The sequence below is a fragment of the Ruegeria sp. AL12 genome (genome assembly GCF_056540885.1).
In genome coordinates, this window is the sequence record NZ_JBQFXN010000002.1 from 25,989 (window position 1) to 40,637 (window position 14,649).

At 60.7% G+C, this 14,649-nt stretch carries 14 protein-coding genes; all 14 read right to left on the reverse strand.

The features are described from left to right. Window positions 1-17: 17 nt before the first annotated feature. Window positions 18-455, reverse strand: coding sequence for a nitrate reductase cytochrome c-type subunit (locus ACR0C6_RS08005; RefSeq protein ID WP_152460388.1), 438 nt, complete (start codon window positions 453-455; stop codon window positions 18-20). Window positions 456-467: 12 nt separating this feature from the next. Continuing rightward, window positions 468-1,385 carry a quinol dehydrogenase ferredoxin subunit NapH gene (gene napH / locus ACR0C6_RS08010; RefSeq protein WP_480618832.1) on the reverse strand — a complete coding sequence of 306 codons (918 nt, stop codon included), beginning with the start codon at window positions 1,383-1,385 and terminating at the stop codon, window positions 468-470. Next, on the reverse strand, window positions 1,382-2,200 hold the full coding sequence (gene napG, locus ACR0C6_RS08015; RefSeq protein WP_152460386.1) for a ferredoxin-type protein NapG: 819 nt from the start codon (window positions 2,198-2,200) through the stop codon (window positions 1,382-1,384). Before napG ends, napH begins: the two co-directional genes overlap by 4 nt. Window positions 2,201-2,227: 27 nt before the next feature. Next, window positions 2,228-4,720, reverse strand: coding sequence for a nitrate reductase catalytic subunit NapA (gene napA / locus ACR0C6_RS08020; protein WP_480618833.1), 2,493 nt, complete (start codon window positions 4,718-4,720; stop codon window positions 2,228-2,230). Then, entirely contained in the window at window positions 4,717-5,010 is a 294-nt protein-coding gene (locus tag ACR0C6_RS08025) for a chaperone NapD (protein WP_152460384.1), read from the reverse strand. The genes napA and ACR0C6_RS08025 overlap by 4 nt, the downstream gene beginning before the upstream one ends. Then, the gene (gene napF / locus ACR0C6_RS08030; protein ID WP_480618834.1) at window positions 5,007-5,513 is read right to left on the reverse strand and encodes a ferredoxin-type protein NapF; all 507 of its coding nucleotides are present in this window, start codon (window positions 5,511-5,513) and stop codon (window positions 5,007-5,009) included. Before napF ends, ACR0C6_RS08025 begins: the two co-directional genes overlap by 4 nt. 139 nt (window positions 5,514-5,652) lie before the next feature. Next, the gene (locus ACR0C6_RS08035) at window positions 5,653-6,549 is read right to left on the reverse strand and encodes an FAD:protein FMN transferase (protein WP_480618835.1); all 897 of its coding nucleotides are present in this window, start codon (window positions 6,547-6,549) and stop codon (window positions 5,653-5,655) included. Then, a complete protein-coding gene (locus tag ACR0C6_RS08040; protein WP_480618836.1) occupies window positions 6,546-7,061 on the reverse strand; it encodes a nitrous oxide reductase accessory protein NosL in 516 nt (171 codons plus the stop codon). Before ACR0C6_RS08040 ends, ACR0C6_RS08035 begins: the two co-directional genes overlap by 4 nt. After that, window positions 7,058-7,879: an ABC transporter permease gene (locus ACR0C6_RS08045; RefSeq protein ID WP_171205203.1), complete on the reverse strand. Its 822-nt coding sequence runs from the start codon at window positions 7,877-7,879 to the stop codon at window positions 7,058-7,060. Before ACR0C6_RS08045 ends, ACR0C6_RS08040 begins: the two co-directional genes overlap by 4 nt. Further along, the gene (locus ACR0C6_RS08050; protein ID WP_480446455.1) at window positions 7,876-8,769 is read right to left on the reverse strand and encodes an ABC transporter ATP-binding protein; all 894 of its coding nucleotides are present in this window, start codon (window positions 8,767-8,769) and stop codon (window positions 7,876-7,878) included. The genes ACR0C6_RS08045 and ACR0C6_RS08050 overlap by 4 nt, the downstream gene beginning before the upstream one ends. Then, on the reverse strand, window positions 8,759-10,015 hold the full coding sequence (locus tag ACR0C6_RS08055; protein WP_480618837.1) for a nitrous oxide reductase family maturation protein NosD: 1,257 nt from the start codon (window positions 10,013-10,015) through the stop codon (window positions 8,759-8,761). Before ACR0C6_RS08055 ends, ACR0C6_RS08050 begins: the two co-directional genes overlap by 11 nt. A 3-nt stretch (window positions 10,016-10,018) precedes the next feature. Further along, on the reverse strand, window positions 10,019-11,926 hold the full coding sequence (gene nosZ, locus ACR0C6_RS08060; RefSeq protein ID WP_480618838.1) for a TAT-dependent nitrous-oxide reductase: 1,908 nt from the start codon (window positions 11,924-11,926) through the stop codon (window positions 10,019-10,021). Between the two features lie 14 nt (window positions 11,927-11,940). After that, window positions 11,941-14,064 (reverse strand): 4Fe-4S binding protein, encoded by a 2,124-nt coding sequence (locus tag ACR0C6_RS08065; RefSeq protein ID WP_480619237.1) that lies wholly within the window; start codon window positions 14,062-14,064, stop codon window positions 11,941-11,943. Window positions 14,065-14,108: 44 nt separating this feature from the next. Next, the gene (locus ACR0C6_RS08070; RefSeq protein WP_480618839.1) at window positions 14,109-14,573 is read right to left on the reverse strand and encodes a DUF2946 family protein; all 465 of its coding nucleotides are present in this window, start codon (window positions 14,571-14,573) and stop codon (window positions 14,109-14,111) included. Window positions 14,574-14,649 lie beyond the last annotated feature (76 nt).

The following is a 14,649-nucleotide window of genomic DNA, read 5'->3' on the forward strand; positions in this document are numbered from 1 at the left end:
TTCAATCTTGTGTTGGATCAGTTGCCGGTCGAGGGCTGGAACACGTTTTCAACAAGCGGCGGCGCGTCCGCCTGCGGAACGTGACATTGGTTGCAGAAATAACGGGTCCCGGCGACGCGGTCCAATTCGCGGCCTTCGCGATCCAGATAGTGTGTCATTGAAAGGGTCGGTGCGTTACGCTCACCCGCCTTGGACCAGTCATGGCAGGACAGGCACTGATTGGTGCGCACATCAATCTGATATTGCTCGATCGAATGCGGAATCAGCGGTGGCTGCTGGCGATAATTACGTTGCATCCGTCCTTCGACATTTTTGTGAATCTGATCCAAAGGGATCGGCTCGTCTACGTCCGCGCCCCGCAGGGTTTCGACTTGAGCGGACTGGGCAAAGGCCCATCCGCTCAGCAAAACTACGGGTAGAAGGGCAATTCCGCCTGTAACGATTGATCTTTTCATCTTGGCACTCCCCTAGATAGGTCTGGCAGCGCGCGGCTCAGGCGCGGCAACTGGATCGGAAGGTTGAACGACATGGTCGTCGAACCGGTGAGTAAAGTTGAAGACGTCGACTGCGCAGACATCGATGCAGCGTCCGCAGTTTGTGCAGTCAGGTGACAGGATCAGGGGCGAGCTTCCCGGCTTGCCTTTCAGCGCGGGTGAGATCACCTGATTTTCAGGACAGACCGCATAACAATCCATACAGTCATCACAGGCCGTGCGATTGGCGGCACTGACCCGCAGCAGGCTTTTCGACCCGATCAGCCCGTAGAACGCGCCCACGGGGCACAGATGGCCGCACCAGCCATGGCGTGAGACGAATACGTCAAACACGAAGATGGCCGCGATCATGGCCCAGACAAAGCCCATGCCGAATACCAGCCCGCGATGCAGCATGGTGATCGGGTTGACCAGCTCCCAAGCGATCACGCCGCTCAGGCCCGAGACCAGCAGCACGGTCGCCAGAATCCACAGCCGGGTGCCGCGCTTGGGTTGCCAGCCTTTCGGCAGGTCCAGTTTGCGATGCACCCAGTTGGCCGCGTCTGTCACCGGGTTTATGGGGCAGACCCAAGAACAATAGACACGGCCACCAATCAGGGCATAGACCACCAGAACGATCAGCCCACCGATCAGCGCGGTCACTTCGGGCCAATGACCTGCAACGAAGCTTTGCAACAGGATGAACGGATCGGTCAACGGCAGAACGCCCAGCGTCAGTGACCCCGCCAAATTGCCCTCGACAATCCAGATGCCGAACCACGGGCCCAGCAGAAACAGAACCAGAAAGAACAGCTGGCTTGCGCGGCGCATCAGCAAAAAGCGATGCGCCCCGATCCAGCCTTTGTCTTCAACCGCCTCCTGACCGACTGGCATGTGCGTGCGCGTACTCATTGCCCCACCCCCGGCAGATCATATTCAGGGGCAAAACCGCCGGGCGCGGCAAGATTGTCGGTTCCCGGTCCGGGCAAACGATCCGGCAGATCGATGATCCCCTCGACCACCGGCGCGCCTTTGGCGGCCTTTTCCTCCCAACCCTTGCGGTAATGCTCGGCCGAACTGCCGCGGGCCAGCCGTGCCGGCAGAACCTTGATCGCGGCCTCGGGCAGAACACAGCTTTTCTCGCACATGCCACAACCGGTACAGCGTTCGGCATGAACGGTTGGAATGAACAAGGCATGATGACCCGATCGGGTATTATGCGCCGTCTCCAAAGTGATCGCCTCGTCAATGACGGGGCAGACGCGATAGCAGACGTCGCAGCGCAGACCGAGGAAATTCAGGCAGTTTTCCTGATCGACCAGAACGGCAACACCCATCTCGGCATCGTCGATATTCTCCAGCCCAGGGTCCAGCGCCCCTGTTGGACACGCGGCGACACACGGAATGTCGTCGCACATTTCGCAGGGAACATCCCGGGCGGTGAAGAACGGTGTTCCCGTCGCCACCGCATCCGAGCCGAGCTCGGCCAGTTTCAGGGTATCGTACGGGCAGTCCCGCACGCACAAACCGCAACGGATGCAGGCCGACAGGAACTCCTTCTCGGGCAATGCGCCGGGCGGGCGCAAGGCATCGGCGGGCAGGGCGCGGGCGTCGCGGGCCAGATAGGCCAGCAACGATCCGGCGACCACGCAGCCGCCCGCCGCCCGCGCCGAGTCCTGAAGGAACCGGCGCCGCTGCGGCGAAAGGGGTTTATCGACAAGAGACATGGGAACGACCCGTTTGATCCTTGCTGGTTACGCGCGCTCGACCTTGCAGGCGCATTTCTTGAAGTCGGTCTCTTTCGACAGCGGGCAAGTTGCGTCCAGCGTCAGCTTGTTGGTCAGCTGGTGCTCATCGAACCACGGCATAAAGACCAGACCGCGCGGCACCTTGTTCCGACCCCGTGTTTCGACACGGCTGGTAACCTCGCCGCGGCGGGTCGACAGCACAATCTCCTGGCCCCGGCGCAAACCCCGGTCCTTCGCGTCCTGCGGATGCATGTAGACCACGGCAGCGGGATAGGCGCGGTGCAGCTCCGGCACCCGGCGTGTCATCGACCCTGAATGCCAGTGTTCCAGCACGCGACCGGTGCACAGCCACAGATCGAATTCCGCATCCGGCTCTTCTGCGGCAGGTTCATAGGGCGCGAAGATGATCTTGGCCTTGCCATCCTTGTGGCCATAGAATTCCACGCCGGCACCCTCGGACACGTAGGGGTCATAGCCTTCGCGGAAACGATAGAGCGTTTCCTTGCCATCCACGACCGGCCAGCGCAGACCGCGGGCCTGGTGGTAGGTTTCGAATGGTGCCAGATCATGCGCATGGCCGCGCCCGAAGTTGGCGTACTCTTCGAACAGACCTTTCTGCACGTAAAAGCCGAAATGCTCGGATTCGTCGTTGTCAAAGCCTTCGGCGGTTTCCGATAGCGGGAACTTGTCGACGCTGCCATTTGCAAACAGGACGTCATACATGGTCTTGCCACGATGCTCGGGCATGGTGGCCAGCAATTCTTCGCCCCAGACCTCTTCGACGGTGAAGCGCTTCGAGAACTCCATCACCTGCCAAAGGTCCGATTTGGCCTCGCCCGGGGCCTTGACCTGTTGCCGCCAGAACTGGGTGCGGCGCTCGGCGTTGCCATAGGCGCCTTCCTTCTCGACCCACATGGCGGTGGGCAGGATCAGGTCGGCGGAAACCGCAGTGACCGTCGGGTAGGGGTCTGAAACAGTGATGAAGTTTTCCGGGTTGCGATAGCCGGGATAGCCTTCCTCGTTGATATTCGGCGCAGCCTGCATGTTGTTGGTGCACTGAACCCAATAAGCATTCAGGTCGCCATCCTTCAGCTTGCGGTGTTGCAGCACGGCGTGGAAACCGGGCTTGTCAGGAATGGTGCCGGCGGGCACGTTCCATGCGGTTTCGCAAATCTCGCGGTGCTTGTCGTTCATCACCACCATGTCGGCGGGCAGGCGGTGCGCAAAGGTGCCTACCTCGCGCGCGGTACCGCAGGCCGACGGCTGACCGGTCAGCGAGAAGGGTGAGTTGCCGGGTTCCGAAATCTTGCCCACCAGCAGGTGCACGTTGTACATCAGCGAGTTCACCCAGGACCCGCGGGTATGTTGGTTGAAGCCCATGGTCCACAGGCTCATCACCTTGCGGTTGGGGTCGGCATATTGCTTGGCCAGACGCTCCAGCTTGTCAGCCGGAACACCGGACAGTTCCGAGGTGTATTCCAGCGTGTATTTCGAAACGGCTTCGGCATATTCCTCGAAGCTGATCGGCTCCAACTTGCCCGAGTTCGGGTTTTCAGCCTCTTGTTGCAGGGGGTTGTTGTCCCGCAGGCCGTAACCGATATCGGTGGCGGTTTTGGTAATGTTGACGTGGTTCTTGACGAACTCTTCGTTCACCGCGCCATTCTGGATGATGTAGTTCGCGATATAGTTCAGGATCGCCAGATCGGTTTGCGGTGCAAAGACCATGCCATTATCGGCCAGCTCGAACGAGCGGTGTTCGAAAGTCGACAGCACATGCACTTCGCAACCCGGCTTCGTCAGGCGGGTGTCGGTCAGGCGCGACCACAGAATCGGGTGCATCTCGGCCATGTTCGATCCCCACAGCACGAAGGTATCGGCGTGCTCAAGGTCGTCATAGCACCCCATCGGTTCGTCAATACCGAAAGTGCGCATGAAACCAACCACGGCCGAGGCCATGCAGTGACGCGCATTGGGATCAATGTTGTTCGACCGGAACCCGGCCTTCATCATCTTGGCGGCGGCATAGCCTTCCCAGACCGTCCACTGCCCGGAACCGAACATCCCCACGCTGGTCGGGCCTTTCTTGGCAAGGGCCTCTTTCCATTTGGCGGCCATCACATCAAAGGCTTCATCCCAGCTGACCGGTTCGAACTCGCCATTCTTGTCATACTGGCCGTTGGTCTTGCGCAGCAGCGGTGTGGTCAGGCGGTCTTTGCCGTACATGATCTTGGACAGGAAATAGCCCTTGATACAGTTCAAGCCCCTGTTCACCGGTGCGTCGGGGTCACCTTGCGTGGCCACCACTCGACCCTCTTTGGTGCCCACCAGAACCGAACAGCCTGTACCGCAGAACCGGCAGGCAGCCTTGTCCCAGCGAATATCGGGCGCGCCGACCTGAGCGTTGGCCTGACCTGTGGCCATGGGAATGCCCGCAGCCGAGGCAGTGGCTGCCGCTGCGGACGCTTTCAGAAATGTACGACGGGATTCAGAGATGGTCATTGCATGGGCCTCCTGCTGGACGGTTGGCTTGGAGCATCAGGACGCGGAGCCGTCTCCGCGAGATCTTCGAAATGGTGATAAGTCAGTGACAGTGAGATCACTCCTGGGATCTGGTGCAGATCCATGATGGTGTCCGAGGCCAACCTGTCGGCCGTATCCTCGACAACAACTACGAAACGGCCGTCCTCGGCTTCGGCATGAAGCTCGACGCCCTGGGTTTCGGCCATCGCCGCGCGTGCGGCATCGGTGTAATCGGGGGCGATGTGGACCAGACAGCCACAGATGTTCATTGGGTCACCTCCGGGTGTTGTGGGGCGGGGCGGTGCATCACGATCGCCCCGGCGGGGCAGGCGGCGGAACAGCTGCCGCAGCCGATGCAGGTTTCTGTTTCAAGCGCCGGTTCCGCGCGTCCGCCCAGTTGCAGGCGAAAGCGGATGGCATCCTGTTCGCAATTGTCCTGACACAGGCGACAGCTTACGCCGTTCGTCGACAGGCAGCTTGAGTCATCTATTCGTGCGCGCCATGGCCATTCGGCAACACGTTCCGACAGCAACGCCGGGGTCGGACAAATGTCAGCGCAGTCACCACACAATGTGCAACCGCCTGCGGACAGGTCCAGAACGGGGAAACCGGCATCGTCGAATGTGATGATGTCTTCAGGACAAGCCGCGGCGCAGTCTTCGCAACGCGTGCATAGATCGCTGAAGCCAGTTGCAACTGCCCCCGGCGGACGGATCGCATCTGGGTCCTCCCGCAGGACACGCGCGCTTAGAAAAGCGCGTCTGCTGGTCATCTGGCTCATAGCTGGCGACTCGAAATTGGATTGATAGGTTCGCGTCCTTACTTCCTAGCTGCCTTAAGCAGCGCACGAATTGACCTATATCATACTTTTTTGGATTTTTTTTGTTCGGTCTGAGATTTGTAATTCTTCATTAAACGTTCAATTCGATACGGGCGTTGGGGAAGAACTCCAGAATCTCATTGGCTCTGCCGGCGGATGCCGCGCAAAGTGCAGTGGACAACCCATCCGCAATTGCCGCTTTCGGGGCAGAAACCGAAACGGTCCTGTCGCGGCTTGAAGGCCCATCCAAGGTAATGATGTGTCCAACTCCCGGGCTGAGCTGGGTCGCCAGCGTCGAAGATGTCGCCACTGCCCGATCGCTCAATTCAATCCGCTTCAGAACCGTTTGGTCCGGCGCCGCCAATCCAACTTTCCAGGGCGCACCGTCACTACGCGCACCCAGGGCGGCAACCTCTCCCATATTGACCAGAACATCACGCAGACCATGAGCACGCAGCAGGTCGGCAATCCGGTCGGTGATCGCGCCCTGCGCTATACCGTTCAACGTCAGCGCCGATTTTCCGGGCACCGGAAGGCGAATGGCCGAGGCGTCATAAATTACCTTTTCCCAGCCTATTGCCTGCTGAACTTCAACCAGATCATCCGCGCGCGCGCCCGCAGCCAATGCCGTCCACACGGGTTGAATGCTCGGATCAAATGCGCCACCCGATGCCTGATGCAGCGCTGTGCTGAGGCTTAGCACGTTCAACAAATCAGGAGCGGGCGCCGTCAGCATACCATCGCGATTCAACCGGCTGAGCTGCGATTGCGGACGATACAGGCTGAAGATGTCTTCCAGCCGGGCAATCTCGGTCTCCATGGCGGCCATTATGGGTGCAGCTTCGGCGTCCGTCAGGCCCACCAGGCGCAGGCTGGCGGTCGCACCCAACGCGGTCCCGTGCCAGCGCGCGTCCGAGGCCGCAAGCGGTGTGGCCGCAGCACAGGCGGCTGAGATGATCAGAAATCGGCGGCGCGACAAGGCGGTCATACGGGGGTCTCCAACGACAGTTCAAGATCGACAGGGCCAAGCACTTCGGTGTCCGGAATGTCCGGCAGGCTCAGTGCCGTTCCGCCGTAAATCTCAATGAATGCCTGGGCATCGGCAGGATCGGCAAAAGGCACCACTTCGCGCGCACCCATGCCACCTGCCACATTGGCGCCGACGACAAAGGTCGCGCCATCCGCGGCGATCCAGTTCGAGATACCCGGCTGCCGCCAGCTTGGCGCAATACCCATGTCGCTGACATAGATGGCTGTGATGTCGGCATCACGTTCAGGGCTTTTGAGGTATGCCACCATGTCGCGCACCTGCGCAAAGAACAGCGGTGCGGGATATCCTTTCAGATGGATCTGCCCCTTGGGGCCGCCATGTTCGGCGATGTTCATCTGGCAGAAATAGCTCAGCGCGTCCGGGGTCAGATCCACCGGATCGGGGGCCTCGGCCAGGTCTTCCTTGCAGGCCGCCAACGCGATCAAGGCGATCAGGACGAGGGGTTTCATGGCTCGACCCTCCGGAATGCCAGCCGCGCCAGGGCAAAGCCGATCACCGGCCAGATCAGCAGCGATGCAGGCGCGGCCCAGACGGGCAAGGCCTGTGCCGCCCCGGTCATGCCGGATGCCATGGCCACGCCTTCCGTCGCGGCGATGTTCCACAGACGGAATGCGTCGGCCGGGTTGGCCACCATCACCCATGGAAAGACGGATTGGGTAAAGGTGCCACCCTTGTCCATGACGACAGCCCCCAACAGGCCCAGATCATAGAGGACGACAAAAACCAGCCAGAGCCCGGCCGACAGACCTGCCGCCGCCGTAGCCCCTTTAGCCAGGGCAGACAGCAGGTATCCCAGCGCCAGAAACACGGCGCCCAGAAGGATGGATGTGAGGATGAGACGGACCAACGCCATCAGGCTTTCCGGTCCGGCACCGCCAAAGAAGGCCGCCACCGCGCCGGCGGTACCGAAACCGACCGTCATGGCAAAGGCCAGCGCTGCAAGATGTGCGGTGAACTTGCCCAACAGGATTTCTCCGCGTCCCGCAGGGTAGGACAACAGCAGCGACAGGCTGCCCCGGTCCACGTCTCCGGCGATGGCGTCGAACGAGATCATCAGCGCCAGAAGGGGCGCGAGGTAAACCGACAGCGTGGTCATCGACGCAACCGAAACGGTCAGCATGTCAACGCCCAGCGTTCCGGTTGGCGCACTGCCCGCAAAGGTCAGCGCCAGTGCGAACAGCACCATGATCAGAGTCGCCACCAGCAGCCAGCGATTGCGGCGCAGGATCAGCATTTCGGTACGGGTGATGGCGAGGAAGCGGGTCATGGCCTCTCCTCCTGTGCATAGTGGCGATAGAGGTCTTCCAGCTTGGGCGGGGTCATTTCCACATCCGCCACGGCATCGCCCAATCCGGCGATCCGGCGCAGGGCCTCCATCTTGTCAGCGGGGGAACACAGCAGCTCGACCGAAGCGCCGTTGATCCGGTTGCCGCCCAGTTCGGCGGCCAGCACGTCGGCGTTGGCGCTTGCACGTACTTTCAGACGGATCGGCAGGCCTGCAAGGGCCGACAGGTTGGCCAGGGTGTCATCCGCGACCATCCGGCCTTTGCGCATGATTGCGATGCGGTCGGTGCGGGCCTCGACCTCGGTCAGCGCGTGGCTGGCGATCAGAACGGCGGTGCCCTGCGCGGCCAGCTCGTCGATGATGGCATAGAGATCCTGGCGCGAGATCGGGTCCAACCCACTGGTGGGTTCATCCAGCAAAGCCACTTTCGGCTGACCCAGCAGAACCTGTGCCAGACCCAGACGTTGCCGCATGCCTTTGGAATAGGTGCCGATCCGGCGGTCCAGGGCATCGCTCAGACCTACGCGCTCCAGCAGACCGGCCACATCCGCCCTGGTGCCGGACAATTTCGCAAACAGGGTCAGTTGCTCGCGCCCGGTCAGGGCCGGGTGGAAGGATACCGCCTCGGGCAGATAGGCCGTTTCCCGCCGCGCCTGGGCGCTGCCGGGGGTGGCGTCTCCGATCCGGATGGCTCCGCCTTGGATCGGCGTCAGGCCAAGGATGGATTTGATCAGGGTCGACTTGCCAGCGCCGTTATGGCCCAGCAGCGCAACGCGCTGACCTGGGGCAAGTGACAGGGTGATATCGTCAAGAACGCGGGTTTTGCCCCGGTCCTTGCTGACATGGTCAATAATCAGGGCCTTATCCGTCATGAGGCACCTTTTCCATAGCTGGGGGTTCAAGGGGTTGCATCAATGGATTGCTGTCCATCACGCCACCGGGCAACAGTGCCGGAAAGGCGGATTGCGACCAGCGCACCAGCTGCACGGCAGGAGAGCCGAGCAGCAGTTTGGCTGCGGGTTGGGTCCACAGCACATGGTCCATCGAGTCATTGGGGCGATAGGGGGCATCGGCGATGCCGTTGCCATCCACATCATAGGCGGCAAAATCGGACCAGTAGTTGCCGCGCCCGTCTTCGGACCACTCGACCCATTTGGTCGAGACGTATTTCACCTGTGTCCGGTTGCCGATGAAGGAATTGCCAACGATGCGGTTGCGTTCGCTGCCGGCGGTGAAGTGGATGCCGATGCCGCATCCCTGGAACCAGTTGTCGGTGAATTCGTTCTTGTTGGAGTTATAAAGGAAGGTGCACTTTTCCTTGGCACCGATCACCACGTTTCCGGTGATCTGACTCTTGTTGGCATAGTTCAGCATCACGCCATGTTCACGGTCACCGATCGAGACGTTGTCTGCGACCTTCACATTGGTCGTGAACATCACCGCATAGCCCAGATCGTTGCCGATCGAGACATTGTTGCTGACCACCGAATTGTCGGCATACATGTAATGCACGGCAAAGCGCAGATCGCGGAACAGGTTGCCGGTAAAGGTGTTCTTCTTGGACGAGTTCACGAAGATCCCGTCGCGCCCATAGCGGATATCATTGTCCTCAACCCGCGCACCGGGTGCATTCCAGACATAAACGCCATTGCCACGGTCATTCATCCGCTGGTCCTGACGTCCTTCGATCCGGTTGCCGCGCACGATGCTGTCCTTGGCGCCATGAATGTCGATGCCGTAAAGATTGCCCAGCAGCACATTGTCTTCGACCACCGGCGCGCGGGCCGTCTTGGTCAGCTGGATGCCGCTGTCGATCCCGTCATGGCTTGAACCCGAGCCGATCACTGTCAGGCCGCGCAGGGTCACGCCCGGGCCGGTCACGGTGATGACGCTGCCGGTGCCTTGCCCGTCAATGGTGGCCTGTCCCAGCCCGTCGATGGTGACGGGCCGGTCCAGAACCAGATGTTCGGCGTAAACACCGGGGCTCAGGCGGAGGGTGTCTCCATCCGCCGCCTGAGCCAGTATTTCATTGATGGCCCCCGCCCGGTTGGGCACATCCCAATCCGCCGCCCAAAGGGGCGAGCCGAGCAGGAGCGGTATGAGCAGGGGCCAGCGCATGGGTCAGGCTCCTTGCGGTTCGACCAGCATCCGGCCGCGCATTTCCATGTGCAGCGCATGGCAGAACCACTGGCAATAGAACCAGTGCACGCCCGGACGGTCGGCGGTGAAGGTGACCGAGGCGGTGGCCTGCGGCGCGACCTCCATCGCGATGCCGTAATTGCCCAGGCAGAAGCCGTGGGTCACATCGTCCACATCATCCAGGTTGGTGACGTAGATCGTGACCTCGTCGCCCTGTTTGACGGTGAACTTCTCAAGGCTGAAGGTCGGCGCCTGCGAGGTCATGTAGACGCGTACCTTGTTGCCGTCCCGGATCGGTTCTTCGGCACCTTCTTCCAGATCGATGCCATCGGCTTCGGCCTGTTTGCGGGCGTCTTCCCAAGTGACGTCGTTGCGATCCCAGACGTTGACCGGGTTGACGATGTCGCTGCGAACGATGATCGAGTCATGCGGCTCGGCAAAGGTCGGGCCATCGTGGACCACCTTCATCTCGTCGGACGAGATGTCGATCAGCTGCTCGTTCTCGGGCTTCAGCGGACCAACGTTCAGGAACCGGTCTTTCGAGAACTTGTTCATCGAAATCAGCCACTTACCGTCGGCATCCTTGGTTTCACCCATGGAGGTCGAGTTGTGGCCCGGCTGATAGTGCACGTCGACCTTCGAGATGATCGGGTCCACATCGGCACCACCGTAGGCTTCGATTGCCTTTTCGATGTTCCACTTCACGATTTGGCTGTCCAGGAACAGCGTGGTGAACGCGTTGCCTTGACCGTCGTAGGCGGTGTGAAGCGGGCCAAGACCCAGCTGAGGCTCACCCACAATGCACGACCGCGGATCGGCATCGCTTTCGAACAGGGCGTCCAGCTTGGTGACGTCCATGATCGAGACGGTCGGCGACAGCTTGCCATTGATGCAGACGTGCTTGCCGTCTGGCGCGGTGTTGATGCCGTGCGGAGAGTTCGGGATCGGAATGTAACGGGTGTATTTCTTGTTCTGACCTTTGCGCCCGTCCAGAACCTTGACGCCTTTCAGTTCCTGATAATCGCCGGCTTCGATGCCTTTTTCGATCTCGGCAATGTTGAAGACGACGACGTGGTCCAGCTCGTTCTCGGTCATCTCGGCCAGGTTCATGCCCATTTCCGAGTTGTACGAGGTCGAGAAGGCGTATTTGCCCTGATAGTCGCAGTCGGTGTTGTCGAGGTTGCCCGACACGATCACCTGCCATGCCACTTCCATGGTGTCGCCGTCCAGCGCGGTGAAGATGTTCACGTATTGCGACGGATCGTCCAGCACGCTGCCATCGTTGACCAGCGGTGTTTCATCTTCACCATTGGCAAAGACATAGCCGGTGCGCGGGAATTTCTGCGGACGCAGACCGTGGATCGCCTTGGCGTTCGGGATCTCGGTGATCTTGTCGCATTTCATCACGTCACAGCGGACACGCGCGACGCGGGTGTTGGCCTTGTCGTTCATGAACAGATAGCGGCCGTCATAGGTGCCGTCGGTGAACGACATGTGCGGGTGGTGAAGGTCGCCGTTGTCATAGGTCTTCATGCCACGCTTGGCGAGAAACTCCTTGGTTTCAGGCAGCAACCCTTCGGTCATGATCTTCAGTGACTCGTTGGTCTGACCCCAGCCCGTGGCCGAGCAGCGGTTGAACACCGGCACCCGCATCAGCTCGCGCATGGACGGAAAGCCCAGAATGCGCAGCTCGCCGGTCTGACCCGAGGACCAGAAACCGTAATACTCGTCCAGTTCGCCCGGTTCGAGATTGGCATTGGCCGCGGCGCTCGCCTGTTTCGCGGTCATCAGGGTCGAGCCCAGACCGGTCCCGGCCAGCACGGCACCGGTTGCTGTTGCACCCAGCATCCCACGGCGTGTGACGGTTAGTTTGTTGTCATGTTCCGACATGTTCGTTCCTCCTTTTAGGAAACGGTTTGCGGTTTGGCGTTCGGATGGTTCGCCGGTGGTTGTCCGAGCGGGGTCTTCATCTGGACCGATCCTGTCTTGGCCCGCCGTTTCAGCTGGCGGATAACGACGGGACATTTGTCCTCGGACTGGTAGAGCACCTGACAATGCAGGCAGGTGACGCACTCGTTCGGATTGATCTCACCGGTGGGGTGGATCGCCTGAACGGGGCATTCATTGGCGCAGGTCTGACAGGGCGTGCCGCAATCCTTGTAGCGGCGCAGCCAGTCGAACATGCGAATACGGGCAGGGATCGCCAGTGCTCCGCCCAGCGGGCAGAGATAGCGGCAATAGAACCGTTCGATGAACAGCCCGATCCCCAGCAGGGCCAGCGCAAAGACCACGAAAGGCCAGTCGCGCATGAATTTCAGAATGATCGCCGTTTTGAACGGCTCGACCTCGGCATATTTCTCGGCCAACGGGATCGAGATGAAGCTGAGCCCGAAAAGACCCAGAAAGATCATGTATTTCGCGGGCCACAGGCGTTCGTTCAGACCCCAGGGCAGCGTCCATTGCGGCACTTTCAGGGCGCGCGCGATTTTGTTGGTCAATTCCTGCAACGCGCCGAACGGGCACAGCCATCCGCAATAGGCCCCGCGACCCCAAAACAACAGTGCGGCGGCGACGGCGAACCATTGGATGAACACCAGCGGGTCCAGCAGGAACGCATCCCACGAGAATCCTGTGCGCAGGCTGCCCGCCAGTGCCATCAGGTTCACCACGCTCAGCTGCGCGTTGGCGTACCAGCCGATGAAAAACAGGGTCATTGTCAGGTAGCCGATGCGGAACCAGTAGAAGACCCGCGCATTCATCGTCGCGTGGAACTGGAAGAAGAACGTCGCGGTCAGGACCAGCAGCATGACGCCAAGAACGGCGATTTCGACGGTGCGATCCTTCCAGATGCGCTGCCACAGGGCAGCCTTGGCGGCGGCTTCGCCGGTCGCATCCTCGACAATCTTTGGGGCTGCAACCGGCAGCAGGTAACGGTCGGGCAGTTTGTAGCCCAGATCGAATGTCAGAAAGGTTTTCTCAACAGCTCCCACGGCACGCTGTACCAGCAGTTGCAGGCGGAACGGCTCGGTCGGGTCGAACTCAGCATCGGCGGGGATCTTGAAGATATCCAGCTCGGTGAAACTGGGCGCATCCGGGGCTGCAACCTTGCCAAGGCGTACTTGCTGTTTGTCGAAGAACCGGACCGAATTGTCGCCCTGGATCAACTGGATCCGATCGAAAATCCCGCCGCGCACATAGCCTGACCCCTTGAAGCTGTAGGCACCGCGCCCCAGCACCAGAATGGCCTGTTCGTCCTCGTCCAACCAGTTCACGAGGTTCTGGTACTCGGCATCGCCCAGCAGTGACTTGCCGATCGACGGAACCGAGACAAGCGCCATATGCATGTCGATGAAAGTGTCATCCGGTTCGCCCGGTTCCGGGCGCTTGATCGCGCGCTGGTCTCCGGTGGCCTCGAAGGCGGCATTGACCTGTCCGACATCCAGCGTAAGCCGCCGGATCGAGCCGTCACCCGAAAGGGTCGACCAATCATAGACCGCATTCTGCGCCATATCGACTTCGCGCTTTGGCCCGTCGGCCTGCAACGGCGACAGGCCGCCCAGACCCAATGCACGCGCCACCTTGATACCGCCTCGCACAAGGCTGTCGTCGATCACCATGATCGTGACCGTCGCGCCCGAGATGATGTCGAGGTCGTGCCCCTCACCCCCGGTTTCGGCTTCAATCTTCAGGTCAAGGCCCGCATAGCCTTCGGTCAATTCAACCATGCGGGAATTGGGGATGCCGATCAGCACAATGGGTTCCGAGTGCTTGACCAGTTGCACACCGGTCAACACAGCGTCGTTGTCGATGGCGGCAACGACGTGGATCGGTTTGCCGGAATAGCCCGTCGTGCCAACAAAATCCGAGGTCAGGAATGCCCAGGCAACGGTCTCGCCGCCCTTCAGGACAGGGGCGACCTTGACGTCATCGCGCACCGGGCCAAAGGCATCGGCGCCGGGGGCCAGATCGGCAGGTTCGATGTCGGGCAGGAAACTGGCCAGGCTGTCGGCATGGGCGCTGATCGCCATCAGGCAGGACAGAGTGAAAGCCAGCAGGAAATGGATTGCGCGACTTACGACCACGGCGCACCTCCGATTGCTAGGGTGGACGCCACGGACGCGCGCAGGGCGCGTTCAAATTCTTCTTGGGTTGCGAACGGGGGCCCTCGGGTTTCGGGCCACAGTCGCCTTGAGTTGTACAAAATGCACAGATCCCCGATTGCAGCGGGTACTATCCGTACATTTTCGGATTGCATCAGCAGCGGCAGATCTGGCAGCGGGGCTGCCGTTGTCACCGCGCACAGCGCACAATCGGCGCATTTCGGGCAAGGCGCGGTCGGGTCATCAGCGCCTTCATCAAGGTCCACTTCAACCCAGACCGCCCCTGCCTCCGAGCAGATCTCGATCCACATGCTGTCCCCGGGACTCGCCAGCACCGGGCCAAGCATCTGCAAAAGCAACAGGAAAATACCCACCAAACCGCACACCGCGCGGGACACGCGATCAAACAGGCTGTGCGGGGGGCGGACGGTAGGCATTGAGAATCCAGCTCGGCGTTCTTTTCAAAAACTTAGGGGATTCTTCCAGACGAATACTTGACTTAGGTCAGGTGCC